Here is a 24,525-nt window from a genome sequence, read left to right on the forward strand (position 1 = left end):
GATCTCATGCGTTCCTCACTGCCCCAGCGGCGTTCGCGGCGTACGGTTCTCGTCGCTGTCGCCGCTGCCACCATGGTTGCCCTGACTGCCTGCGGCAGCGACTCGGACTCCGACGCCGAGGCCGCCTCGTCCGACTCCGAAACCAGTTCCAGCAGCGCCTTCCCGGCCACCGTCGCCACCAAGTTCGGTGACGTGACCATCGAGAAGAAGCCCGAGCGCGTCGTCGCCCTGGGCTGGTCCGACGCCGAAACGGCGCTCGCCCTGGGCGTTCAGCCGGTCGGCGCCAGCGACTGGCTGGCCTTCGGCGGTGAGGGTGTCGGCCCCTGGGCCGAGGGCAAGTACACCGAAGCCCCGCAGATCATCGGCACTCTCGAGCCGGAGTACGAGAAGATCGCCGCGCTCAAGCCCGACCTGATCCTCGACGTGAAGTCGAGCGGCGACCAGGAGCGGTACGACACGCTCAGCAAGATCGCCCCCACGGTCGGCATTCCCGAGGGGGCCGACGCCTACCTCACCCCGTGGGCCGACCAGACCACGATGATCGCCACGGCGCTCGGTGAGAAGGAGAAGGGCGAGCAGATCGTCGCCGACATCGACGCCGAGTACCAGAAGTACGCCGACGAGAACCCCGAGTTCGCCGGTAAGACCATCACCGTCGGCTCGAAGACCAGCGAGGGCTACGGCGCCTACGTCAGCGGCACCGGCCGGGTGAACTTCGCCGAGAAGCTCGGGTTCAAGAACAACCCGACCGTCGAGGAGCAGCGCGAGGCCGGCTCCTTCTCGGTCAGCGTCTCGAGCGAGAACCTGAAGATGCTCGACGCCGACCTGGTCACCATGGCGCCGATCGGCATCGAGGCCACCGACATTAGCGAAGACCCGCTGTTCCAGGCGGTTCCCGCGGTGAAGGCCGGTCACAGCGTGGTCATCGACGACAAGAACATCAGCTCGGCCTTCGCCACCGAGTCGCCGCTGTCGATCTCCTACGCCCTGGAGAACGTGGTGCCGCTGTGGAAGGCCGCCCTGGCCAAGTAGTCCCAGCTGTCTCTGCCCGCAGTCAGGTCCCGGCTGCGGGAAACGACCCCCGGTTCGCCTTGCGAACCGGGGGTCGTGCCTTTGGTGACCAAGGCGACCGGCGGACGTCTGCAGAGATGGTCGCCACCGACGTCCATCGATTGATTTTCGATAGATACTCAGTGATACTCGATGCATGTTGATTGATCATCGAGTGGTCTTCGTGCTCAAGGGGTTCCTGGCGGTGCTGTTCGGCGTCCTGGTGATGCTGCAGACCTTCTCGTTCCCCGGTCAGTTCGCCTACATGGCCGAGCAGAATCCCGACGACGCGCACCTGCGCTGGCCGCTGACCGTCCTCACCGGGTTCTGGCTGCTGTGCGCCGAGGCCGTGGTGGTCTCCACCTGGAAGCTGCTCGGCCTGATCCGGCGCGACCGCATCTTCAGCGAAGACGCCTTCACCTGGGTGAACGTGATCCTGGCGGCGATCGCGGCGGCCTGGCTGGTGCTCACCGGCTTCTTCCTGTGGGTCGGCTTCAACGCCGACGACCCGGGCGTGCCGTTGTTGCTGTTCCTGCTCGTGGTCGGGCTCGCCGTGGCCGGGCTGCTGATGCTGGTGATGCGCGCTCTGCTGCGTCAGGCCACCACTCTGCGCTCCGACCTGGAGGGGGTCATCTGATGCCGATCGTCGTGCGGATCGACGTCGAGCTGGCCAGGCGCAAGATGAGTGTGGGGGAGTTCGCCGAGAAGGTCGGCCTGAGCGCGGCCAACGTGGCGGTACTGAAGAACGGGCGGGCCAAGGCGGTTCGCTTCAGCACGCTCGACGCGATGTGCCGGGTGCTGGAGTGCCAGCCCGGCGACCTGCTGGAGTGGGTCGAGGAGGAATGATCCCCGACCCACTCCCAAGCCCTTACAGGCCGTCTGCGATCGCGGCGGTCACCCGCAGCCAGGCTGCACGGCTGGCCGGCGAGAGCGCGTCGTAGGTGATCGGGCCGCCGGAGACCAGTGCCGGGTCGTGCGGCACGTCCAGCACCACCCGGGTCAGGCTGCCGAAGTGGGCGTGCAGCCGGTCGTGCAGCTGCGGATCCGCCCGTCGGCCGGGAGCACTCAGCACGGTGACGGCGTTGCGCACCACGTCGGTCTTGCCCGCCGCGGTCAGGCCGTCGGCCAGCCAGGCGGCCGAGGCCGCGGTGTCCTCCCGGATGGTCGAGACGATCACCAGCTGGTCGGCCGCATTGATCGCGGCCTGCCAGTTCGAGGCCCGCATGTTGTTGCCGGTGTCCACCACCAGCACCCGGTAGAACCGGGCCAGCGCCCGGTGCAGCTGGTCGAAGGCCCGGTCGTCGATGCTCGCCGCCGAGGCCGCGTCCTCGTCACTGGCCAGTACGTCGAACTGGGCACTGCCCTGCGAGCGCACGTAGTTGTCCAGGTCGCCGACCCGTGACGAGCGCACGTCGGTGAACCGGTCGAGGTCGCGCAGCAGGTCGACGGCGGTGTTGCTGTGCCGGGCCGGGTTGGCGCGCCAGCCCAGGGTGCCCCGGGTCTCGTTGTTGTCCCAGGCCAGCGTGTAGCCGCCGCGGTGCATGCCGAAGGTGGCAGCGATCAGCAGTGTGGCCGTGGTCTTGTGGGCCCCACCCTTCGGGTTGACCACCACCACGGTCTTCGGCCCCCGCAGGCTGCGCTGCACCGACGCCACCGACTCGCGGTACTCCAGCTCCTGCGGGCTCGGGGAGGGGGAGATCAGGCCGCCGGTCAGCCGACGCAGCACTCCCTGCCAGCCGTCCTGCGCCGGCCCGCTCGGAGCCGGGGGACGGGTGGCCAGCAGGTCGGGGAGTGTGGGTTTCGCCTGGGGCACACCGAGTTCCTTAGCCATCCGGTTGGTGGACGAAGGGGGCGGGATCGTGGGGATACCAGAGGACGTGGGTGGGCCACCCGGGGTGCTGGCGGCGGCTGCCGGAGTGGGCTGGTTGGTGATCGGGGCGGCGGGCTGGCTGTTGCTCTGCATGCCCGACGTCGGGCGGATCGGCAGCCCGGCCGCGGTGGTCTGCTCCGGCAGGGTCGGGGGAGAGATCGGGACGCTCGACGTGGGCGGCGGGTCGTCCGGGCTGAGTGCAGCGTCGGTGCCATTCTCCGGCAGGAGGGTCGGGCTCAGCGCGTCCGAGCCGGCCGTGCGGGGACCCAGTGCATCGCGCAGCGGGCCGTGCTTCGAGCGGCCCAGCTTCGCCCGGCGGGCCGAGCCCGGCAGTGGGCCGGGAGCCACCTGTTCCCAGGCGCGGGCGGTGCTGTTGGGCGGCTGGTCCTCCAGCGGCAGAACCCGGCCGTCCGGATGCACCACCAGGTGTGAGTGACCCTCCGGGTCGACTGTCTCGACCCGCAGGGGCCGTCCCAGGCCTGCGGTCTGCACGCTCAGGTGCTCCAGCACGGCCGCCCGGGCCTGGGCGACGTCGCCCCCGCCACTGAGCACGGTCCGCGGGGAGCCGTTGATCGTGACTTCGGCGGAGCCGTCCTCGGCGATGTTCGCGCTGACCTTGGGCCAGTCCGGCACGGCGCCGTACGGATCGGTGATGCTCACGCGGCTGCCTTTCTTGTGCGGGGGTGAGGGAGGCGCCTGGAGGGGACGACGCCGGCCGCCGCTGCATCCGGAGGTCGAGCCACGGAGAACCCATGATCAACCTGGATGAAACGGGCAGGCACGTCACGGAAGATACGTCACGACTCAACGGAAAGTCACCAATCCACCGAAACGTGACACAAATGATTGTGGGGATGAGCGCTGAGTGGCACAACCTAAGCTGCGGACGTGAGCAATGTTGAGGAAAGGCCCGTCGAGGTGGTCTGCGACAGTGCACCGGCCGACGGTGTGGAGGTGCTCGAACCGCGCGACGTTCCGCTGGGTGGCCCGCGGTCGATGTCGGTGCGGCGCACGCTGCCCCAGCGTCAGCGCACCCTGATCGGGGCCTGGTGCTTCCTCGACCACTACGGCCCGGACGAGGTGGAGGCCACCGGCGGTATGCGGGTCGCCCGGCACCCGCACACCGGTCTGGCCACGGTCAGCTGGCTGTTCACCGGCGAGATCGACCACCTGGACTCGGCCGGTTTCGCCGCGCGGGTCAGGCCGGGCGAGGTGAATCTGATGGTGGCCGGGCACGGCATCTCGCACCAGGAGATCTCCACGCCCGAGACGACTACGCTGCACGGCGCCCAGCTGTGGTACGCGTTGCCGGAGGCCACCCGGGACATGCCGCCGACCTTCCATCACTACGCGCCCGAGCCGATCCGGTTGGGCGGGGCCGATGTTCGGGTGTTCATCGGCTCGCTGGCCGGCAGCAGCTCACCGGTGCCTACCTACACGCCGCCGCTGCTCGGCGCCGAGATCCTGCTTCCCGCCGGGGAAGTCCTGGAGTTGGCCATTGCCGAGGGTTTTGAGCACGGCGTGCTGGTCGATCAGGGCGCCGTGCAGGTGAATGATCACGCGGTGGCGGCCGACCACCTGGCCTATCTGCCACCGGGGCACCGGAAACTGGTACTCCGCGCCGACTCGTCCTTGGTTCGTCTGGTTCTGATCGGAGGTGAGCCGCTGGGCGAGCAGATCGTCATGTGGTGGAACTTCGTGGGCCGTGACCACGACGAGATCGCCGGGTTCCGGGCCGCCTGGCAGGCCGAGATCAGTGGCTCCGACGGTCCGAAGCGCTTCGGCGAGTTCCCTTCGGGGCAGCCGGATCCGCTTCCGGCCCCGGTGCTTCCGCCGCTGCGTCTGCGACCCCGAGGCTGAGGGCCAGCAGGCGCAGGTTGTCGCCGGAGGCGCTGCCGGGGGCGGCGTTGTACACGAACAGGGTCTGGTCGTCGTCGCCGGCCAGCGTCAGCGCCTCGAACTGCAGGGTGATCGGCCCGACCTCCGGATGCGTCATGCGCTTGGTGCCGTGCGTGCGCGCGTGCACCCGGTGCCCGTCCCAGGCCGCCCGGAACTCGGGGCTCCTGATAGTCAGTTCGCCGACCAGGGCGTTCAGGGCCGGGTCGGCCGGGCGCCGTCCGGCCTCCAGCCGCAGGGTGCCCACCGCGTCGGCCGCCACCTGCGCCCAGTCGGGGAACCGTTCGCGGGCCAGCGGGTCGAGCAGCACCCAGCGGGTGTAGTTGCGTTCTGCCGCAGGCAGTTTCCGCCAGTTCGTGAACAGGGCGGTGGCCAGGGGGTTGGAGGCCAGGACGTCGGTGCGCCGGCCCAGCAGCAGGGCCGGGTGGTCGACCAGCGAGGCCAGCATCTGCTGCACGGCCGGCCGGACCCGCTGACTCCGGGGCTGGGCCCCCGTCTGGCGGCGCACGGGCCGGGCGAGATCGATCAGGTGGGCGCGAGCGGCGTCGTCCAGGCGCAGGGCCCGGGCCAGCGCCTCCACCACCGACTCGGACGGGGTGCTGTGCCGGCCCTGTTCCAGCCGGGTGTAGTAGTCCACGCTCACCCCGGCCAGCTGCGCCACCTCTTCCCGGCGCAGCCCCTGCACCCGGCGCGGGGTGCCGTTCGGATCGGTGTCCAGGCCGACCTCCTCCGGCGTCCGGCCGGCCCGGCAGTTGCGCAGGAAGTCACCCAGATCGCTCATGTTCCCCATCCTCACGCGCCCCGGCCCTCGGGGGCAGCCTCCTGGGTGGGTGCGTCGTTCCCAGGCAGGGCTGGGCGAGGCAGACCGTGGTGACGTGGGTCCGGCGAGCGGGAACCTGGACCTAACGAAAGCAACCACAGATGAGGAGTTCTCATGTCCACCTGGCTCGTCACCGGCGCATCCCGCGGAATCGGCCTGGAACTGGTCCGCACCCTGCTCGAGCGCGGCGAGAACGTGGCGGCGACCACCCGCTCGGCCGAGCGGCTCGACCAGGCCCTGGGTGGCAGCGCCGACTGGCCCCGCCTGCTGCCGCTGGAGATCGACCTGGCCGACGAGAAGCAGGTCGGCGAGGCGGTGGCGGCCGTGACCGAGCGGTTCGGCGGCCTCGACGTGGTGGTGAACAATGCCGGCTACGGCCACCTCGGCGCGGTCGAGGAGATCTCCGACGCCGAGGTCCGGAAGATGTTCGACGTGCAGGTCTTCGGCGTCTGGAACGTGCTGCGCGCGGTCCTGCCGCAGATGCGGACCGCCCGGGCCGGGCACATCGTGAACGTCTCCTCGATCGTCGGCCTGGTCCCGTTCCCCGGGTGGGGCCTGTACACCGCGGGCAAGTTCGCCCTGGAGGGCCTGACCGACTCGCTCGCCGCCGAGGTCGCCCACCTGGGCATCCGGGTCAACCTGGTCGAGCCCGGCTACGTGCGCACCGACTTCCTGCGGGCCGGTTCCCTGGCCCTGCCGCAGGCGCCGGTGGAGGGGTACGAGGCCGTCCGGGAGATGATCGCCCAGCACCAGGCCATGCCCGGCACCCAGCTCGGTGACCCGGTGAAGGTGGCGGCCGCGATCGTCGAGGTGGTGGAACGGGGCGACGCGCCGCTGCACCAGCTGCTCGGCTCCGACTCCTACGCCCTGGCCGGCGGTCGCCTGGACACGCTGCGGGCCGAGGTGGAGGCGGGCAAGGCGCTGGCCCTCACCACCGACGTGTAGAGGCCAGCAACGAGGTCAGGTCAGGCCGCCCGCCCAGCCGCTGAACCGTTCGTTCGGCCGCCGAGGCACCCAGTTCGGCCGCGGCCCGGTGGTTCAGCCCTCGGACGAGACCGGCCGTCAGGCCTGCGATCCAGGCGTCACCAGCGCCGGTCTGGTCGACCACGGCGTCGTCCTCCAGAGGTAGCAGAGCCTGACCGCCGGGCCAGGCCACCGCATTGCCGGCCTTGCCTGCAGCCAGCACCACCAGCTCCAAGGCGTGCCGTTGCTGCAGTTCGGTCGCGGCCCGAACCGGATCCTCGAAGTCGTCCACCATCGACGACGCCTCTTCCTCATCGGCCCGCAGTACGTCGGCCAGCGCCAGAAGTTCAGCGTTCGGTACGGCGCCGTCCAGCACGATCCGCCGGCCGGCCGCTCTCGCTGCCCGGGCCGCGATCGTCATCGATTCGGCGGGTTGCTGCATCTGCAGCACCACGGTGGAGGCGGCAAGCACGGAGGGCAGCAAGTAGGCGATGTCCTCGGGGGTCAGCAGGGTGCCCTCCGGCACGTCCTCGACCAGTCGCCGATGACCACCTTCCTCCACCAGGTCCAGTAGCAGGGCGGTGGAGGTGGACGAGCGCCGCACCACCGAACTCACGTCGATGCCGTCGGACGCGGCCGCCGCGAGCACCTCCTCACCGGTGCGGTCGTCGCCCACCACGGCGACGAGCCCGACCGAGAGCCCGAGCTGCGCCATCCCGACAGCCTGGTTGGCGCCCTTGCCGCCGAGCATCTCCAGACGTCGACCGGCCGGGGCAGCTCCGCCGGGCTCTGGCCACTCCTGCACCTGCAGCACCAGGTCGCGGCCGATCTGTCCGAGGACGGCTACGTCGAGCTCGGTGGGCATCCGGGGGAACCTCCGTGTCGCCGGGCTTTTCCGGCCACCCTAGGGCGCCCTCTGCGTTGGCGCGCCCGGGAACGGCCCGGATGATGGGGTGGCAGTCCGAGACGGTAGGAGACGCAGGATGTTTCTGTGCCACAAGCAGCGTTCTGCGCGGTGCCGATGAGGCTCCGGCGCAGTTCTCCGGAACGGCCGGGCTGGACCCGTCGCCGTAGCGGCAAGGGTTTTGTCTACCTGGACGAGCAGCGCGTCCGGCTGGCCGAGGCCGAGCAGGTGCAGCGGATCCGCGACCTGGTCATTCCACCCGCCTGGCAGGATGTCTGGATCTGTCCCTGGCCGAACGGACATCTGCAGGCCGTGGGCACCGACGCGGCCGGACGCCGTCAGTACCTCTACCACCCGCAGTGGCGTGAGAGCCGGGATGCCGACAAGCACGTCAAGGTCCTGGACTTCGCCCGTCGGCTGCCCACTGCCCGGCTGCGGGTGGCGGAGCACCTCGAGATGCCCGGCATGCCCCGGGAACGGGCGCTGGCCATCGCCTTCCGGCTGCTCGACGTGGGCCTCTTCCGGATCGGGGGTGAGGCCTACGCCGAGGAGAACAACAGCTTCGGCCTGGCCACCCTGCGCCGGGAACACGTCCGGGTCCGACGCGGTGGGGTGGTGGAGTTCTCCTACCCGGCCAAGTCCGGTGTGCATCGGGTGTTCTCGATCAGCGACGAGCCGATCGCGGACGCGGTGAGCACGCTGAAGCGGCGGCGCGGCGGAGGAGAGGAGCTGCTGGCCTGGCACCGCGACCGGTCGTGGGTCGACCTGGGCAGCACCGACATCAGTCACTACGTGAAAGCGGTGGTGGCGCGGGACGCCTCGGCCAAGGACTTCCGTACCTGGCACGCCACCGTTCTGGCCGCCATCGCCTTCGCCGGGTTGGAGGGCCCGACCTCGGCAACGGCCGCGAAGCGAGCGGTTTCCCGGGTGATGCGGGAGGTTTCGGAGCAACTGGGCAACACCCCCGCGGTCTGCCGCGCCTCCTACGTGGATCCCCGGGTGGTGGCCGGGTTCCAGCAGGGCACCACCGTCCGGGCCGCCGTGGCCCGGGCGGCCCGACGGTGCGCGCCGGAACAGCTGAGCGCCGACGAGTCGGTCGAACGAGCCGTCCTGCGGTTGCTGCGCGGGGTGCGGGGCTGAGCCGAACGGGTGGTGCCGGAAGCGGATGCGGATCGTGACCGAGCTGCTAGACCGGTAGGCATGACCACTGAATCCCAGGGCGTACCCGGTGCCGAACTCTCCGACGACGACCTGCGCCGCGAGGTCGCGCGCCTGCACGAGACCCGGCACGAGGTCATGCTGAACGGTACGGAGGACGCGTTCGAGGTACACACCCGGCGCATGCTGGAGCTGGAACAGGAGTTCCTGCGCCGCTTCCCGGACGACGCGGCCCCCGACCCGGCCCGCACCCGCGCGGGGCGCCGCGAGTAAGGAGTGCCGCATGTCCGAACTGCTCACCGGTGACCTGTACCAGTTCGAGGCGCTCCTCGACGAGGACGACCGGGAGGTGCTGGAGCGGGTCCGGGCCTTCCTCGACACCGAGGTCCGGCCGATCGCCAACGACTACTGGGGCCGGGCCGAGTTCCCGCACCAGCTGATCAAGGGCTTCGCCGGCCTGGACATCGCCGGGCTGGCGCACCCGCTGTCGGCCGGGGAGCCGCAGCGCAGCCTGCTGAACGGGTTCCTGGCCCTGGAGCTGGCCCGCGCCGACGCCTCGGTCGCCACCTTCTTCGGGGTGCACACCGGCCTGGCGATGGGCAGCATCACCGCCTGCGCCTCGGCCGAGCAGAAGGAACGCTGGCTGCCCGCGATGTCGCGGATGGAGAAGATCGGCGCCTTCGCCCTCACCGAGCCCGAGAGCGGTTCGGACATCGCCGGGGGCATGCGCACCACCGCCCGCCGCGAGGGCGAGGAGTGGGTGCTCGACGGGGCCAAGCGCTGGATCGGGAACGCCACGTTCGCCGACCTGATCGTGGTCTGGGCCCGCGACACCGAGGACGGCAAGGTGAAGGGCTTCGTGGTGGAGAAGGGCACGCCCGGCCTGACCACCCGCAAGATCCAGAACAAGATCGCCCTGCGGATCGTCGAGAACGCCGACATCACGCTGGAGGGCTGCCGGGTGCCGGAGAGCAACCGGCTGACCGGAGCCACCTCGTTCCGCGACACGGCGGGTGTGCTGCGCCGCACCCGCAGCGGGGTGGCCTGGGAAGCGGTCGGCGTCATGATGGCGGCCTACGAGATCGCGCTGCAGTACAGCAAGGAGCGCCAGCAGTTCGGCCGCCCGATAGCGGGCTTCCAGCTGGTCCAGGACCTGCTGGTGCGGATGCTCGGCAACACCACCGCCTGTCTGGGCATGGTGGTGCGGCTGGCCCAGCTGCAGGAGGAGGGCACGTTCCGCGACGAGCACTCCGCCCTGGCCAAGGCCTACTGCACCACCCGGATGCGGGAGGTGGTCGGCTGGGCCCGGGAACTGCTGGCGGGCAACGGGATCGTGCTCGACTACGACATCGGCCGGTTCGTCGCCGACGCCGAGGCGCTGTACTCCTACGAGGGCACGCGGGAGATCAACAGCCTCATCGTCGGGCGGGCGGTGACCGGCGTGAGCGCGCTGGTCTAGTTGGGTAATTGAAGGACGCGGGGTGCCGGTTCGCTACGAACCGGCACCCCGGTCTGTGGGGCACCTTCGCGGCCGCGAGTACGTCAGGCCCCTGGGTCGCCTTGGGCTGTGGGGCAGCTTGAGCGGTGTACCTCGGGCCGTGGGTTAGCTCAGGCTGTGAGGTCGGGTTTTGTCTCCCTGGTCTGCGGGGCACCGTTCACCGAGTGCCGCGGCTCGAGCGGGTCGGTGTTCCCACCGAGCAGCTGACCCAGGTCCAGCCCGCCGGCCTTGGCCGTCTCCAGCACCTGCAGCAGCAGCGCGGGCACCGAACCGGCCACCTTGTTGAGCGCGTCGTTGCTGTCGGCGCCACCGTTGCTGAGCACCGTCAGGTTCTTGATGTTGGCCATCGGCGCCGCCACCTCGCGGGCGATCTTGGGCAGGGCCTCGATCAGGTCGGGCAGCACCCGCAGCCGCGCGGCCTCGTCGTTGAACGCGCTGAGCGCGGCCGCCAGCTCCTTCTGACCCTCGGCCTCGGCCAGCAGCTGCTGCCGCTGACCCTCGGCCGCCGCCAGCATCTTCGCCTTCTCCACCTCGGCCTGCGCCGTACCCTCACGCTGGAAGGCGGCGGCGCCGGCGGTACGGGCCTTCAGGTCGGCCTCACCCGCGAGCTCCCGCTGACGCGCCTGCGCCTCGGCGTTGGCGATGGTGACGGCCTTCTGACCCTCGGCCCGGCGCTCGGCCGCCTGCCGCTCGGCCTCAGCCGGGGCGATCACGTCGGCCTCGAGCGCCTTCTTGCGCTGGGCGGCGCGCTGCTCCTCGACCGAGATCTGCCGCTCGGTGCGCTGGCGCTCGGTGTCGATCCCGGCCAGCACGACCGCCCGCTCGGCCTCCGCCTCGGCCAGCGGACCGGCCTGCGCGGCACGCGCCTGGGCGGCGTTGACCTCGGTGTCGATCTCGGCCTGCTTCATCGACAGCTGACGCTGCGCCTCGGCGATCGCCTCCTGCGACTTGGCCTCGGCGGTACGGCCCTGCTGGTCGGCCTCGGCGGCGGCGATGCGGGCGTCCCGGCGGGCCTGGGCCTCGCCGACCTCGGCGTCGCGGCGCACCTCGGCGATCCGCTTACGGCCCAGCGACTCGATGTAGCCGTTCTTGTCCCGCACGTCCTGGACGGTGAGGACGTCGAGCTCCATCCCGATCGAGGCCAGGGCGGCGCCGGCCTCCTCGGCGACCGAGCGGGTCAGCTGGTCGCGGTTGCTGTTCAGGTCCTCGACGGTCATCTTGGCGCAGATCGCGCGCATGTTACCGGCGATGATCTCGGTGAGCTGGTGCCGCAGTTCCTCGCGGTTGGCGGTGAGGAAGCGCTGGGTACCGGTCTCGATCGCCTCGTCGGTGGAGCCGAAACGCACCAGGGAGACCACGTCGACGGCGATACCGACGCCGTTGCTGGAGATCGCGGAGCCGACCGAGACCTGGATGTTGAACGGCTCCAGGCTCATGAAGTCGACCCGCTCGAGCACGGGCACCCGGAACCGGGCCCCACCGCGCACGATCTTGGGCCGGCCCCGGCCGGTGAACACGGCCACCATGTTCGGCGGCACCTTCACGTAGTTCTTGGCGTACAGGACCGCCAGCAGCAGGAAGGCGATGACCACTGCGGCCACGGCCCACGCGATGGGGGAGATTTCGTTCATTGAGGGCTTTCCTTTGTAGGGGGTGGGGGAGGAGCTGGGGGAGGGCTTTGCGGAGGCCCGAGCTTCCGGGGCCGGTGGCCATGGGATCTCACGGCCGTCGAGTGCACTGCCGGCAGTTTCAGGCCGTCGTAGTCGCCCGGGCGCCGGATGCGGCTCAGTTCGAGAAGGAGCTGCGGTGCACCACGACACCGCCCGGTTTCAGGTCGGTGATGGTCACGGCCGAGCCCTTCGGCACACCCTCGCCCAGGTCGGAAGACGCCGTCTGGGTGATCCGGGCGCCCTGCCGGTCGTGGAAGGTCACCTGGCCGGTGCCGTGCGGAAGGATGTCGAGGGTGACCACGGCGGGCCGCCCGATCCAGCCGTAGCGGCTGGTGAGCGAGTTGTACTGCTGGCGGCCGAGGGGTTTGAGGATGAACTGGTGGGTGGCCGCACCGGTGGCCAGGAAGGCCGCACCGGCGATGGGCCAGGCCAGCAGGGCGGGGACACCGCTGTAGGCGGCGATGAAGCCGGCCGCCCCGAAGCCGACGAGCGAGATCGCCAGGACCCGGATGCTGAACCAGGTGGGCGCATCGAGAGCGGCAGACCCTTCCGGGATGACGCCACCGGCGTCGGCCGAGGCGTCGGCATCCAGGCCGCCCGCCTCAGCTACTTCACCGCCGAGGTCCGCGCCCGCGTCGCCGGCCGAGAAACCGCTGTCGTGCCCGGGTTCTCCGTCGGCCCCACCCAGTTCGCCGAGCAGCACGCTCAGGAGAAGAACCAGGAATCCCGTCGCGCCAACCGCGATGAAAATGATCTGCGAGTCCGGCATGACGACGAGCGATCCTCCTGAACCTGGCTGGCGTGGCATGGGTCTGGTGCGGGCAGGGCGTGGTGCGGAACAGCGTGGGGCTGGAGGGCTCGGCGCAGGCCTCGCTCACCTGACTTGGCCGGTGGGTACCGGCCCAGCATTCAGCAGACGCATAAGTCAGCCTGTGTGTTGCATGTGATCGTGCAAGTGATCTGCGGACCTCGTCGTCAGAGGCGCAGCAGCAGGTCTGTCACCCGCTCGGGCCCCTCGGCGAGCACGTTGTGACGCACCGGCCATTCCTCGTAGCGCCAGGCCGGGTCTTCGCTGACGCGGCGCATGCTTTCGGGGGCCTGCAGGCCACCTGGCGTCTCCAGCGCGGCTACGAAGTGTTTCACCGGCACCGTCTTCCAGGCCCCGCTCAGTCGCGTGGGCTGGAGCAGGGTGGCCAGCGGGTGGGGGCGGGCGCGTTCGTCGAAGAACGGCAGGGGAGCCACGCCCAGGCCGTCGGGGGTGACCGCCTCGAGGAAGTACTCGCGGTTGGCCGGGGTGGTGAAGGTGTAGCAGCTCTCGCCGTTCTCCAGCACGTCCGAGTCCAGGTGCACCAGCGCCGCGATCTGCTGCGGGACCTGGTCGGCGACCTGGTTGATCACCGAGCCCCCGTAGCTGTGCCCGACCAGGACCAGATCGTCCTGCCCGGTCGCCCGGGCCTGGTCGAGCACCTGCTGCACGTGCGTGTCCAGATTGATCGCCCGCTGCCCGGCGAGCTCGTCGCCCTCGGCCAGACCGGCCGGTGTGACCGGGACGGCCCGATGGCCGGCGGCGGTCAGGCGCTCGACCACCGGCTGCCACCACCAGCCGCCGTGCCAGGCGCCGGGAACCAGGATGAAGGTGGTCACGTGAGCCTCCCCAAGGCCGAAGCTTTCTGGTCAGGCCCAATCTAGGCGGCAGGTCCGACAGTTTGGCGGGTCACGATCCGGTAAACCGGCCTGAACTGCCTACATTGACGGGCCGGGCCGGGCTGCGGTACCACTGCGCTGCTGACTCAGGATCCGCCGCCCGGGCGAACCGTCGGCTCGTCCTGCTCATGGTGGAGAGGGAATTGGGTGCCTGAGGTCGGAACAGCGGCGCGTGGTGCGGAGGTCTTCGGCCAGGATGCGCTGATCGTCTGCGACAGCCTGGTCCGGATCTACCAGACCGGCTCGATCGAGGTCCAGGCCCTGCAGGGGCTCGACCTGCTGGTCGACGCGGGCGAGATGATCGCTCTGGTGGGCGCGTCCGGGTCGGGCAAGTCCACCCTGCTGTCGCTGCTGGCCGGAATCGACGCCCCGACCGCGGGCCGGGCCCGGGTGGCGGGCTGGGACCTGCTGGACATGTCCGCCCGCGACCGGTTGCGTTACCGGCGCCAGACCGTGGGTTACGTGCGCCAGCAGACCGCGCAGAACCTGATCCCGTACCTGACGGCCGCCCAGGTCGTCGACCTGCCCATGACCCTGGCCCGGGTGCCCCGCAAACTGCGCGCGCAGCGGGTGAACTCGCTGTTGGAGGCGGTCGGGGTCAAGCACTGCGCCGACCGCTACCCCGGGCAGATGTCCGGCGGAGAGCAGATGCGGGTGTCCATCGCGGTGGCGCTGGCCAACGAACCTCAGGTGCTGCTCGCCGACGAGCCCACGGGCGAGCTCGACACCGCCACCTCGGCCCAGGTGTTCGAGGTGTTGCGAGACGTGAACAAGAAGCTCGGGGTCACGATCGTGGTGGTCACCCACGATCCGGACGTCAGCGGGCAGGTGGAGCGCACGGTGGCGATCCGAGACGGGCGCACCAGCAGCGAGGTGCTGCGGCGCACCTCCACCGCGGAGAACGGGGACGACGAAGTGGTCCACGAGGAGTACGCGGTGATGGACCGGGCCGGGCGGGTGCAGGTGCCCAAGGACTACCGCGAGGCGCTGAACCTGACCCGTCGCGTGCGGCTGGCGCTCGAGGGTGACCACGTGAGCATCCGCCCCGACCAGGTGGAGACCTCCCCGGCCGACTCGAAGAGCCTGGGTGAAAACGCATGAGCGAGAAGCAGAACGGTCAGGGCGGGTCGCCTTCCTCCGAGACCGGAGGACGGGTGGACGCGGCGCAGCCGCCCATCCTGAGTCTGCGGGGTGTCAGCCGTTCCTACGGAACTGGTGCGGGCGCCGTCCATGCTCTGAAAGATGTCTCGTTCGACGTGCAGCCCGGCACGATGGTGGCCCTGGTCGGGCGTTCCGGATCGGGCAAGACCACGCTGCTGAACCTGGTCGGCGGGCTGGACTCGCCCGATGCCGGTGAGATCCGGCTGGAGGGGACCGACGTCACCGGCCTGGACGAGGCCGGCCGGAGCCGGTTGCGGCGCGACGGCGTGGCCTATGTGTTCCAGACCTTCGGCCTGGTGCCGGTGCTCTCGGCGGCCGAGAACGTCGGGGTACCCCTGCGGATGCGGCGTACCCCGCGCGCCGAACGTGAACGTCGGGTCGCCCTCTTGCTGGAACTGGTGGGCCTGCAGGCACACGCCGAGCAGCGTCCCGACGAACTTTCCGGCGGCCAGCAGCAGCGGGTGGCCATCGCCCGCGCGCTCGCGGCTTCGCCGCGGCTCCTGGTGGCCGACGAGCCGACCGGTCAGCTGGACGCCGAGACCGGCCTTTCGGTGATGGCCCTCCTGCGCGGGGTGGTCGAGTCCGAGGGAGTGACGGCGCTGATCTCCACCCACGACGAGGTGATGATGCGTCTGGCCGACCGGGTGCTGCGGATCTCCGACGGCCAGATCGCCGAGGACGTGCTCCAGAAGACCGAGGCATGATCACCCTGCTGGCCCGCCGGGCCGCGGCGTCCTGGCCGCTCCTGGCCGCGGTGGTCGCGGTGGTCGTGATCGGGGCCACCCTGCTCGGGGTCTCGACCCGGCTGCTGACCGGCTCCGCCGACCGCGCCCTGTCGTCCGGCCTGGCCCGGGTGGAGCCGGAGGAGGCCGAGGTGACCGCCTACCTCACCGACGTCCCCGGCGAGAACGGTGCCGAGGCCACCCGCCGGACCGAGGAACTGCTCACCCGCACGCTGTCCCCGCTCGGGGAGCCGGACGTCCGCACCCGGGCCTCGAGCTCCATGCGCGAGGTGCTGCGGCGGGGGACCGACCCGCAGGTCGCGTACCTTTCCGGGCTGAGCGATCTCCAGCAGGCGACGGAACTGCTCAGCGGGAAGTGGCCGGGGGAACCGGCCGACGGTGAGCTGCCGGCCGTGGTGCTCGAGGCCACCGCCCAGGCGATGGGGCTGGAACCGGGTGACCGGGTGCACCTGGGCCGACAGGCCACCACCGGCCGACGCGACCAGGTGCTGAGTACCGAGCTCGTCGTCACCGGGGTGGTGGCGCCCCGGCCGGACGCCGGCTGGGACCGCGACCCGCTGGAGGCCGCCGGGGTCGACCCGGCGCTCGAAGCCGGGTTCCCCTACCCGGTGCGGGCCTACGGGCCGCTCCTGGTCGATCTGCCCACGCTCTGGGACACCGGCATGATGTTCGACCGGGTGCAGACCGACGCCCTTCCGGACCTGAGCAGCCCGAGCGTGGCCGAGCTGGACCAGGTCTCGGCCGGTCTGGCCGGCCTGGACCGTACCCACCGCGATCTGCTCGGTGACCTGATCGGCAATCAGCGCGTCGCCTCGGCGTTGCCCTGGACCCTGGACCGGGCGCACGCCCAGGAGGCCACGACCCGTTCCACCGTGCTGGTCGTGGTGCTGCTCGGCACCCTGCTCACGGCCTCCGCCCTGGCCCTGGCCGGACGCCTGGTCACGCGGTCCCGGGCCACTCACACGGCGCTGTTCGCGGCGCTGGGGGCCAGTCGCGCCCAGATCCTCGGCCTGGCCGCCGGCGAGGCGTTGCTGCTGGCGCTGATCGCCACGGCGGTCGCGCTCCCGGCCTCCTCGCTCGGGCACTCCGCCCTGACCCGGCTGCCGGACCTGGCCGCTGCGGGTCTGGCCGAACCGCCCGGTCTGAGCCTGGTCCAGGTGCTGGTGGTGCTGGCCGGTTCCGTCGTGCTGGCCGCGGTCCTGCTTCTGCCGGCGCTGCAGCCGGATCCGGTGACGTCGGGCCGGGCCGGCCGGAAGGAAACCGGCGCGCTGGTCCGTTCCGGTGCCGACGTGGCCCTTCTCGTCCTGGCCGGAGTGGGCTTCTGGCAACTGAAGGTGCAGCCGGGCGGCGAGACCGGCATCGACGTCGTGCGCATCCTCGCACCGGGCGTCGTCCTGCTGGCCGGGGCCGCGCTGATGGTGCGCCTCACCGGCCTGCCGCTGCTCCTGGCCGACCGCCTCGCCCGCCGCTCCGACCGTCTTCTGCTGCCGCTGGCGGCGTTCGACGCCGCTCGTCGGCCCCAGGCGGCGGCCGCCGCGTTGCTGCTCGTACTGGCCTCGGCCGCGGGCACTTTCGGGGTGGCCTTCGCCGCCACCTGGCAGCAGTCGCAGGCCGACCAGGCCGATCTGGCGGTGGGTACCGACCTGCGGGTGGCCCTGACCGGACCGGCCCGTGCGGGGCAGAGCGAGGCCCTGACCGCAGCGACGGGCGGCACGGTCTCACCGGCGATGAGCCGCAACGTCATCGTGGGCAACTGGCTGGGCGGCACCGGCGACCCACCCCAGCTGGTCGCCGTCAACACCGCCTCGGCCGAGCTGCGGGGGAGACCGCCCGAGGGGAAGACCTGGCCCGGGGTGACCCGGGAGCTGGCCGAGCCGGGCCCGGTGACCGGTTTCGAGCCGTCCGGTCCGGGCCCGATCGAGGTGGTCGCCCAGGGGTCGTCGGGGGCCGGGCAGGTGATCTCGGCCCGGCCCGGAGTGGTGGTCCAGGACCCGGCGGGTCTGCGGATCGGCTGCTATCTGCCGGTTTTCGAGCTCGACGGCAAGAAGCACGAACTCTCCGGCTGCGACCCGGCGCAGGCCGGGTCCAAGGTGGTCGCGGTGATCCTCGACCTCGACCTGAACGCGCCGCCCAACCCGGGTGCAGCCGCTTTCGGCGCTGTTCCGGTCGACCTGAACCTGCGGTTCCCCGGGGCGCGGACCGCTCCGGGACAGTGGACGATGGACGGCTCGTTCGGTGAGGACGCGGGCGACGCCGTGATCACCGGTGTGCAGGGCGAGTTGGCGAACCGCGGCGAGGACACGGTTCTCAGCCTGCGCGCCGACGTCCCCGAGGACGTCCTCACCTTCCTGACCGGGCATCTCGTGGTCACCGGCTTCGAACCGCAGGAGGTGGTGCCGGTGGCGGTCTCCCAGCGGTTCGCCGACGTGTCCGGGGCGACCCCGGGGCGCCGGCTCAACGTCACCGTCGGCACCACCCCGGTGTCGGTCCGGGTCCGCTCGGTCGTGCCGGAGGTGCCCTCGGCCCCCGGCGCGAGCGCGGTGCTGGCCGACCTGGACTCGCTCAGCCGGGCGCTGATCACCCGCAGCGACCTGTCGACGATCGGCCAGGCCTGGTGGGTGAGCGACGCGAAGACCCCCGAAGCGGCGGCGGCCCTGGGGCTGGGGGAGGTGACCTCCCGGGCGCAGGTCCACCAGCAGCTCTCCCGCGGGCCGCTCCGGATCGGCCTGCCGGCCGCCCTGATCATGCTGGTCCCCGCGGCCCTGCTGCTGGCGATCGGCGGGCTGGTCATGCACGTGGTCTCCGACCTGCGGGTGCGGGCCCTGGAGGTGGCCCGGCTGCGGGCCCTGGGCCTGACCCGACGAACCGTCTCCGGCGTGCTGCTGGCTCAGCACGGTGGTCTGCTGGCCATGCTGGTGGCCGCGGGTGGCGTGGTCGGTCTCGTCGCCGCCGGACTCATCGGCCCCCTGCTGGTCCGGTCCGACCTGGGCGGGGCCCCGGCGCCCCCGGCCCGGCCCAGCTGGCCCTGGACCGAGCAGGCCCTGCTGCTGAGCGCGTTGCTGGTGGCCGGGCTCCTGGTGATCCAGGTGGTGGGCCACGTCCAGGTACGGGCGGCCGATGCGCGGACCCGTAGGAGCGGACGATGAGCGGCTTCCCGTTCCCGCACGGCCCCAGCGTCCGCGGCCGGCTCCGCGCCGACCGTGGTCCGCTGGCCCTCACCGCCGTGGTGGTGTTCCTGGCCGTCCTGATCGCCGCGGCCACGCCCCCGCTGATCGAGAAGGCCGCCGACCAGGCCCTGGCGGACGCCGCACGGGAGGCCGGAAGCCGTTCCTGGCTGAGCGTGCGCGGGAGTTTCGACCCCTCCTCGCCCTATCCGCCGCGGTACCGCGACCCGAGCTCGGCCGAGCTGGTCGAGGCCACCGGCCGCACCGCCGACGACCTGCTCGCACCGGCCCTCGAGCCGGTCTTCGGGCCCCCGGTGATGCGCGCCTCCAGCACCGTCTTCGACGTGAGTTCCGGCCCGGCCCCGGGCCTGAGCTTCCGCTTGGTCCATGCCAATGGCGCGGGCGACGATCCGGGGCCGCGGGTCACCTGGGTCAAGGGTGAGGCTCCGGGCGCGGCCGAGGAGACCGTGCGCCGGACCCTGGCGCCCTGGCCGGTGCAGGTCGGCCTGTCCGAGCCGGTCGCCGAACTGCTCGAAGCCGGCGTGGGTGACCGGATCAGCGCCGGCAACGACCGACGCGAGTCCCTCGAGCTCACGGTCAGCGGCGTCTACCGCCCCCAGGACCCGGCCGAGGACGTCTGGCAGGTCGAGACCGGCCTGGTCCGGCCGGAGACCTTCACCGACACCCGCGGCATCAGCCAGAGTTCCTTCTCCGTGCTGATGTCGGCGGAGTCGCTGCCCGACGGCCGGCTGGCGGTGAACCCGGACGGGATGAACCTCACCGGGGTCTTCCGGCCCGAGCCCGGTGCCCTGAACCGGCAGAACGCGCAGAGCGTGACCGACGCGCTGGTCCTGATGGAATCGGGAGCGGCGACCGCCGAGAGCGGGCCACCGCTGGAGTACAGCAGCGGCCTCGACACCGTCCTGCAACGCACGCTCGGCCAGATCAGGGTCGGCATCGGCCTGGCCACGGTGATCCTGCTGGCCGTGCTCAGCGGTCTGGGCCTGGCCCTGTTCCTCACCGCCGAGCTGCTGACCCACCGCCGCGCAGCAGTTCTCACCTCGACCCGCCGACGCGGGGCCGGCCTGCCGGGTCTTGCCCTGGAACTGGCGGTCGAGTCGGTCTCGCTCACCCTGCTGGCCGGTGGTGCGGGCCTGCTGTTCGCGTGGCTCGTCGCGGGTGAGTTCTCCCTGGCCTGGGTGGTTCCGGTGCTGCTGCTCGCCGCCACCTGCGGACCGCTTTTCGCTGTGGTGCAGGCGGCCCGGGCGACCAGCCGGAAAGCCGCTCCGGCCAACCGGTCTGCGCGCCGCAACCGGCGGATCACCCAGCAGATGCGCCGGGTCGCGGCGGAGGCCGTGGTGGTCCTGCTCGCCGTCGCCGCCCTGGCCGCGTTGAGCCAGCGCGGCATCGTGGTCCAGGACACGGGGGAGTCCGATCTGCTGCCCGCCTTCGCCCCCACTCTGCTCGCGGTCACTGCGGGGGTCCTGCTGCTGCGCCTGATCCCGCTTCTCCTGCGCGCCGTCCTGCGACTGGCCACCCGGGGGGAGGGGAGTCTGCCCCTGCTCGCGGCCAGCCGGGCCGCAGACACCGGCGCGCGCCCGCTGCCGATGATCACCGTGGTGGCCACGGTGGCGCTGAGCGTGTTCGTTCTCGCGGTCCGGGCCACGGCCGGCCAGGACGTGGTCCTTCCGCCCGAGATGCTCCAGGACGCGCAGCCTTTGCCGGCCGCAGTGGCCGACGGGGTGCAGAGTCTGGCGGTCGCCGCGGCCCTGGTGCTGACCCTGCTGGCCGTGCTGGCCCTGGTGCTCGGTGCCTCGGCCTCGGCTCCGGCCCGCGGCGAGACCCAGGCCCGGCTGCGGACTCTGGGCCTGACCCCCTCGGACACGCGCTGGATCACGGCCGGGGAGTTGCTGCCGGTGGCGTTGGTCGGCGGCCTGGTGGGCTGGGCGGTGGGCGGGGTGCTGGCCTGGCAGGCCGTGCATCTCCTCTCGTTGCGGGTGCTGTCCGGGGGCCCCGACGATCCGCCCCTGGTCGTGCCCCTGGTGGCCCATCTGCCGGTGGTGTTGCTGCTGCTGGCCCTGGCCGGGGTGGTCGCCGTGGAGACGTCGCTGCGCCGCCGCGAACGTCTGGGGCAGGTGCTGCGGGCCTGAGCCCACTTGCGTAACCGGATCAACGTTCCGTATGTTGTGGAACGTTGATCCGGTAATGCTGTGCGTTCGGAAGGAACCGTTCCATGTCCCAGACCCCCACTGCCCCAGCCATCGTCTCGGTGAAGCCGGTCGTCCTGCCCGCCCCCGAACGGGGTGACGACCTGCAGGTCCGGGTGGCCGCCCCGATCGAGGGCGAGAACCTGCCGGTGGTCGTGTTCTCACACGGTTTCGCCCAGTCGCTCGACGCCTACGCGCCCCTGGCCGACCACTGGGCCCAGAGCGGCTTCGTCGTGCTCCAGCCCACCCACCTGGACTCAAGCACCCTCGCCGTCACCCCCGAAGACCCGAGGTACCCCGCAATCTGGCGCACCCGCGTCCATGATCTGGTTCGTATCCTCGACGACCTCGACACCCTGATCGCGGCGGTACCCGGACTGGCGGGCCGGGTCGACACCGGCCGGATCGCGGCTGCCGGGCACTCGTGGGGCGGCCAGACCGTCGGCACCCTGCTCGGTGCCCGGGTGCTGGACGACGACGGCCGGCCGGGGGAAGACCTCTCCGATGCCCGGGTGAAGGCCGGGCTGCTGCTGGCCGCCACGGGAGTCGGCGACGACCTGACCCCGTTCGCGGCCGAGCACTTCCCCTTCATGAAGCCGGACTTCTCCGCGCTGAGCACGCCGACTCTGGTGGTGGCGGGGGACAAGGACCAGTCGATGCTCTCCGAGCGGGGGCCGGACTGGTTCGTCGACCCGTACCGGCTCAGCCCGGGCGCCCGCGCCCTGCTGACGCTGTTCGGTGGTGAGCACACCCTGGGCGGGATCGTCGGGGTGGCCCACACCCAGACCACCGACGAGAACCCTGAGCGGGTGGCCCTGGTGCAGCGGGTCAGCGTGGCCTACCTGCGGCACGAACTGGGGCTGGACAGTTCGGAGTGGACCACTCTGCTGCAGGACGGCGTGGGCCCGAACGCCTCGCTGGAGGAGAAGAAGTAGAGCCACTGCGCAGGCGCCCCGGCCCCTCCTCGGGCAAGATCTGCTCATGGCAGCTGCGGAGCACGACCGACGGGGGACGGGAGTCGTCTTCACCCCCTCGCCCCTTCTCACCGTGACCATCGAGGGCCGGCCCGACGGGGACACCGAGATCCACGTGCACGGTGGTGGTCAGGGGGTCTGGATCGCCCGGATGATGTCTTCGCTGGGCTGCGAGACCCGGCTCACCGGCCCCTTCGGCGGGGAGAGCGGCGAGGTGCTGATCCCGCTGATCGAGCGCGAGGGCATCATCCCCCGGCCGCTGCGGACCAACCACACCAACGGCTCCTACGTGCACGACCGGCGCGAGGGTGAGCGCGAGGTCGTGGCCACCCACAACGCCTACGCCATCTCCCGGCACGACCACGACGAGCTCTACGACCTCACCCTGGTCGAGGGCCTGAACGCCGGGGTCGTGGTGCTGGGCGGGCCGGACGGCGAGAACCTCATCGAGCCGGAGACCTACCGGCGGCTGGCCTCCGACCTCACGTCGCACGAGGTGCCCGTGGTGGTCGACCTGTCCGGCGACTACCTGGAGGCTGCGGTCTCGGGTGGCGTGCACGTGGTGAAGGTCAGTCACGAAGAGCTTTTGGACGATGGGCGCGCCTCCTCGGAGGACCCGAAGGATCTCATCAAGGCGGCTGAGAAACTCCGCGAGGCCGGGGCGGCGAACGTCATCGTGTCGAGGGCCGGAGACCCGGCGATCGCCCTGATCGGCGATCGCGCGGTCGAGGTGGAGACCCCCTCGTTCGAGCGGGCCGACCACCGCGGCGCCGGCGACTCGATGACGGCCGGGCTGGCGGTGGGCACCAGTGCGGGCATGGCGCTGGAGGATGCACTGGTCCTGGGTGCTGCGGCGGGCACGCTGAACACCACCCGGCACGGCCTGGCCACCGGGGAGCGGGAACTGATCGAGAAGCTGCGCGAGCGGGTCGTTCTGCGCAGTCTGTGAGCCATCGGCGAAGCAACCAGTGAACTAGGCATCGGAGGTGAGGTGCTTGCGGGCACTGATCACTAATGACGACGGGGTCGGCAGCGAGGGCATCCGCACGCTCGCCGAGGCGGCCCTGGCGGCCGGGCTGGACGTGACGGTCGCGGCGCCGCACGAGGAGCGCAGCGGGGCCAGCGCCATGCTCTCGGCCCTGGAGGACGACGGCCGCCTGCTGATCGACCGCACCACGGTGGCCGGCACCGAGGCCCTGGCCGTGCACGCCTCGCCCGCGATGATCGTCTTCGTCGCGGTACGAGGTGCTTTCGGCGAACCGCCGGACATCATCCTGTCCGGGGTCAACCACGGCCCCAACACCGGCCAGGCGGTGCTGCACTCCGGCACCGTCGGCGCCGGCCTGACCGCGGTCTCCCAGGGGCGGGCGGCCCTGGCCGTCTCGCTGATCGGCGGCCGGCCCACCCGCTTCGACACCGCCCGGGCGGCCACCGACCAGGCCCTGGCCTGGTTCCTGGAGAACTGCGAGAACCCCTACGTACTCAACATCAACGTCCCGGACATCCCTCCGGAGCAACTGCGCGGCCTGAAACCCGCCTCGCTGGCCTCGTTCGGTGCCGTCCAGGCCGAGATCGGCGAGATCGGTGAGGGTTTCGTCACCGCCACGTTCCACGAGATCGGTGACGAGCCGGAGCCGGGCACCGACGTGGCCCTGCTGCGCGAGGGCTGGGCCACCGCCACCGCCCTGCGCCCGCCGATCGTCGCCGACGCGGTGAACCTGACCGGGCTCGGGGGGACGGACGGATGAGTGATCCGGACGAGCGGCTGGCCCAGCGGCTGACCGAGCAGGACGAGACGGTCCGGGTGACCCAGGACGCCCGCTCCGGCGGCCTCGACGACCTCGGTGACCTCCGGGTCGGCGCGGTCGTCATCAACACGCGGGACATGGGCCGGGCGGTCCGGTTCTGGATGCGTGCCCTCGGATACCGGCTGCGCGACAGTGACATCGACCCCGACTTCACCGTACTGGTGCATCCGGCCGGGGTCGGCGTGCCGATCTCGTTGCAGCGCACCGACCACCCGCCGGCCGAACCGGCGCGGGTCCACCTGGATCTGTACACCGCGGAGCAGGAGCGGCACGTCGAGCGTCTGGTCGGGCTGGGCGCCACCCGGCTGACCGAGTGGGAGCGGCCCGACGGGGCCGACTGGGTGGTGCTGAAAGATCCGGACGGCAACGAGTTCTGCCTGGTGAACCGGTCAGACGCGCAGTACTGACCGGCCCACTGCGGCCACCAGAACCGCCGGCAGGGCGCGGAACCGGCGTCGCGGCGGACGCGGCGGCGCGGTCTGCAGGGGCACAGCGGTGGACATGTCCAGGGTGATCACCGTGTGCTCGCCCGAGAATCCGCCCTGGCCACCGACCTCGAGTTGCCACTGCGGCCGTTCCATCTGCTTGGTCAGCCACTGCACGTCCAGGTCCAGAGCCAGGGCCACGTCGTGGATGCTGGCGCTGCCGCCCATCTCCATCAGGGCGTTGTGCACGTCGGCGGGCCCGCAGACCCCGCTGAGCTGGACGGCCCGGCGGGCATTCGGGGCACGATCGTGTGCGGCCGCCTCGGCCTCGGTGAGATACTCGATGACGCACAGGGTGTCACCGCCCTCGTGCTCCCAGCCGATGTGCGAGATCAGGACCTCGGGCCCCAGGGTCTGTTTGGCCCGGGCGCGGGCCTGGTCGTTGTTCTTGACCGAGTTCTTGCCCGCGTAGGGGTAGGTCACCGTTTCCATGACGGCTCCTCCGCTCTC

Annotated in this window: 23 protein-coding genes; 16 read left to right on the plus strand and 7 right to left on the minus strand. The window is 71.4% G+C overall.

Annotated features, from left to right (window positions below; genetic code table 11):
- The first annotated feature begins 6 nt into the window (after positions 1–6).
- The 3 genes from QSK18_RS14655 to QSK18_RS14665 all read left to right on the plus strand — a co-directional run bounded on the left by QSK18_RS14655 (position 7) and on the right by QSK18_RS14665 (position 1,896).
- Positions 7–1,032, plus strand: a complete 1,026-nt coding sequence (locus QSK18_RS14655; RefSeq protein WP_285619583.1) for an iron-siderophore ABC transporter substrate-binding protein — start codon at positions 7–9, stop codon at positions 1,030–1,032.
- Positions 1,033–1,207: 175 nt separating this feature from the next.
- Positions 1,208–1,687, plus strand: coding sequence for a DUF2975 domain-containing protein (locus QSK18_RS14660; RefSeq protein WP_232811805.1), 480 nt, complete (start codon positions 1,208–1,210; stop codon positions 1,685–1,687).
- Positions 1,687–1,896, plus strand: a complete 210-nt coding sequence (locus QSK18_RS14665) for a helix-turn-helix domain-containing protein (protein WP_232811804.1) — start codon at positions 1,687–1,689, stop codon at positions 1,894–1,896. Before QSK18_RS14660 ends, QSK18_RS14665 begins: the two co-directional genes overlap by 1 nt.
- A 22-nt stretch (positions 1,897–1,918) precedes the next feature.
- Here the strand turns inward: QSK18_RS14665 and QSK18_RS14670 are convergent, their stop codons facing one another.
- Positions 1,919–3,580, minus strand: a complete 1,662-nt coding sequence (locus QSK18_RS14670) for a MinD/ParA family ATP-binding protein (RefSeq protein ID WP_285619586.1) — start codon at positions 3,578–3,580, stop codon at positions 1,919–1,921.
- 228 nt (positions 3,581–3,808) lie between these two features.
- On the opposite strand from QSK18_RS14670, the gene QSK18_RS14675 reads away from it, so the two are divergent.
- Complete coding sequence (locus QSK18_RS14675) at positions 3,809–4,780, plus strand: pirin family protein (protein WP_285619588.1); 972 nt, start codon at positions 3,809–3,811, stop codon at positions 4,778–4,780.
- Here the strand turns inward: QSK18_RS14675 and QSK18_RS14680 are convergent.
- Positions 4,674–5,606 carry a helix-turn-helix transcriptional regulator gene (locus QSK18_RS14680; protein ID WP_352396539.1) on the minus strand — a complete coding sequence of 311 codons (933 nt, stop codon included), beginning with the start codon at positions 5,604–5,606 and terminating at the stop codon, positions 4,674–4,676. The two genes, QSK18_RS14675 and QSK18_RS14680, sit on opposite strands and share 107 nt — an antisense overlap.
- A gap of 144 nt (positions 5,607–5,750) precedes the next feature.
- Between QSK18_RS14680 and QSK18_RS14685 the strand changes: the two genes are divergently transcribed.
- Positions 5,751–6,581 (plus strand): SDR family NAD(P)-dependent oxidoreductase, encoded by an 831-nt coding sequence (locus tag QSK18_RS14685; protein ID WP_285619593.1) that lies wholly within the window; start codon positions 5,751–5,753, stop codon positions 6,579–6,581.
- Here the strand turns inward: QSK18_RS14685 and QSK18_RS14690 are convergent.
- Positions 6,565–7,464: a PfkB family carbohydrate kinase gene (locus QSK18_RS14690; protein ID WP_285619599.1), complete on the minus strand. Its 900-nt coding sequence runs from the start codon at positions 7,462–7,464 to the stop codon at positions 6,565–6,567. The two genes, QSK18_RS14685 and QSK18_RS14690, sit on opposite strands and share 17 nt — an antisense overlap.
- A 156-nt stretch (positions 7,465–7,620) precedes the next feature.
- On the opposite strand from QSK18_RS14690, the gene QSK18_RS14695 reads away from it, so the two are divergent.
- The 3 genes from QSK18_RS14695 to QSK18_RS14705 are packed head-to-tail and all read left to right on the plus strand — an operon-like array spanning position 7,621 to position 10,120.
- Positions 7,621–8,643 (plus strand): DNA topoisomerase IB, encoded by a 1,023-nt coding sequence (locus QSK18_RS14695; protein WP_285620047.1) that lies wholly within the window; start codon positions 7,621–7,623, stop codon positions 8,641–8,643.
- A 60-nt stretch (positions 8,644–8,703) separates the two neighbouring features.
- On the plus strand, positions 8,704–8,934 hold the full coding sequence (locus QSK18_RS14700; RefSeq protein WP_232811795.1) for a DUF6158 family protein: 231 nt from the start codon (positions 8,704–8,706) through the stop codon (positions 8,932–8,934).
- Between the two features lie 10 nt (positions 8,935–8,944).
- Positions 8,945–10,120, plus strand: a complete 1,176-nt coding sequence (locus tag QSK18_RS14705; protein WP_232811794.1) for an acyl-CoA dehydrogenase family protein — start codon at positions 8,945–8,947, stop codon at positions 10,118–10,120.
- Positions 10,121–10,269: 149 nt separating this feature from the next.
- Here the strand turns inward: QSK18_RS14705 and QSK18_RS14710 are convergent, their stop codons facing one another.
- The 3 genes from QSK18_RS14710 to QSK18_RS14720 form a co-directional block, all read right to left on the minus strand.
- On the minus strand, positions 10,270–11,790 hold the full coding sequence (locus QSK18_RS14710) for a flotillin family protein (RefSeq protein ID WP_232811793.1): 1,521 nt from the start codon (positions 11,788–11,790) through the stop codon (positions 10,270–10,272).
- Between the two features lie 154 nt (positions 11,791–11,944).
- Complete coding sequence (locus tag QSK18_RS14715; protein ID WP_232811792.1) at positions 11,945–12,598, minus strand: hypothetical protein; 654 nt, start codon at positions 12,596–12,598, stop codon at positions 11,945–11,947.
- A gap of 206 nt (positions 12,599–12,804) precedes the next feature.
- The gene (locus QSK18_RS14720; RefSeq protein WP_285619603.1) at positions 12,805–13,473 is read right to left on the minus strand and encodes an alpha/beta fold hydrolase; all 669 of its coding nucleotides are present in this window, start codon (positions 13,471–13,473) and stop codon (positions 12,805–12,807) included.
- A 207-nt stretch (positions 13,474–13,680) separates the two neighbouring features.
- Here QSK18_RS14720 and QSK18_RS14725 point away from each other — a divergent pair, with 207 nt between their 5' ends.
- From QSK18_RS14725 to QSK18_RS14760, 8 genes are all read left to right on the plus strand, one after another.
- The gene (locus QSK18_RS14725) at positions 13,681–14,634 is read left to right on the plus strand and encodes an ABC transporter ATP-binding protein (protein ID WP_232811790.1); all 954 of its coding nucleotides are present in this window, start codon (positions 13,681–13,683) and stop codon (positions 14,632–14,634) included.
- Complete coding sequence (locus QSK18_RS14730; protein WP_232811789.1) at positions 14,631–15,398, plus strand: ABC transporter ATP-binding protein; 768 nt, start codon at positions 14,631–14,633, stop codon at positions 15,396–15,398. The genes QSK18_RS14725 and QSK18_RS14730 overlap by 4 nt, the downstream gene beginning before the upstream one ends.
- Positions 15,395–18,583 carry an FtsX-like permease family protein gene (locus tag QSK18_RS14735; RefSeq protein ID WP_285619606.1) on the plus strand — a complete coding sequence of 1,063 codons (3,189 nt, stop codon included), beginning with the start codon at positions 15,395–15,397 and terminating at the stop codon, positions 18,581–18,583. Before QSK18_RS14730 ends, QSK18_RS14735 begins: the two co-directional genes overlap by 4 nt.
- Positions 18,580–20,751 (plus strand): FtsX-like permease family protein, encoded by a 2,172-nt coding sequence (locus QSK18_RS14740; RefSeq protein ID WP_285619608.1) that lies wholly within the window; start codon positions 18,580–18,582, stop codon positions 20,749–20,751. The genes QSK18_RS14735 and QSK18_RS14740 overlap by 4 nt, the downstream gene beginning before the upstream one ends.
- 83 nt (positions 20,752–20,834) lie before the next feature.
- Complete coding sequence (locus tag QSK18_RS14745) at positions 20,835–21,743, plus strand: alpha/beta hydrolase family protein (protein ID WP_285619610.1); 909 nt, start codon at positions 20,835–20,837, stop codon at positions 21,741–21,743.
- Between the two features lie 46 nt (positions 21,744–21,789).
- Entirely contained in the window at positions 21,790–22,731 is a 942-nt protein-coding gene (locus QSK18_RS14750; protein ID WP_285619612.1) for a 1-phosphofructokinase family hexose kinase, read from the plus strand.
- A gap of 46 nt (positions 22,732–22,777) precedes the next feature.
- Positions 22,778–23,530, plus strand: coding sequence for a 5'/3'-nucleotidase SurE (gene surE / locus QSK18_RS14755; RefSeq protein ID WP_285619614.1), 753 nt, complete (start codon positions 22,778–22,780; stop codon positions 23,528–23,530).
- Positions 23,527–23,997, plus strand: a complete 471-nt coding sequence (locus QSK18_RS14760) for a VOC family protein (protein WP_285619617.1) — start codon at positions 23,527–23,529, stop codon at positions 23,995–23,997. Before surE ends, QSK18_RS14760 begins: the two co-directional genes overlap by 4 nt.
- Here the strand turns inward: QSK18_RS14760 and QSK18_RS14765 are convergent.
- Positions 23,980–24,507 (minus strand): hypothetical protein, encoded by a 528-nt coding sequence (locus QSK18_RS14765; RefSeq protein ID WP_285619619.1) that lies wholly within the window; start codon positions 24,505–24,507, stop codon positions 23,980–23,982. The genes QSK18_RS14760 and QSK18_RS14765 overlap by 18 nt on opposite strands.
- Between the last annotated feature and the right edge of the window lie 18 nt (positions 24,508–24,525).

This window comes from Kineosporia sp. NBRC 101677 (genome assembly GCF_030269265.1).
In the GTDB taxonomy this organism is placed as follows: domain Bacteria; phylum Actinomycetota; class Actinomycetes; order Actinomycetales; family Kineosporiaceae; genus Kineosporia; species Kineosporia rhizophila.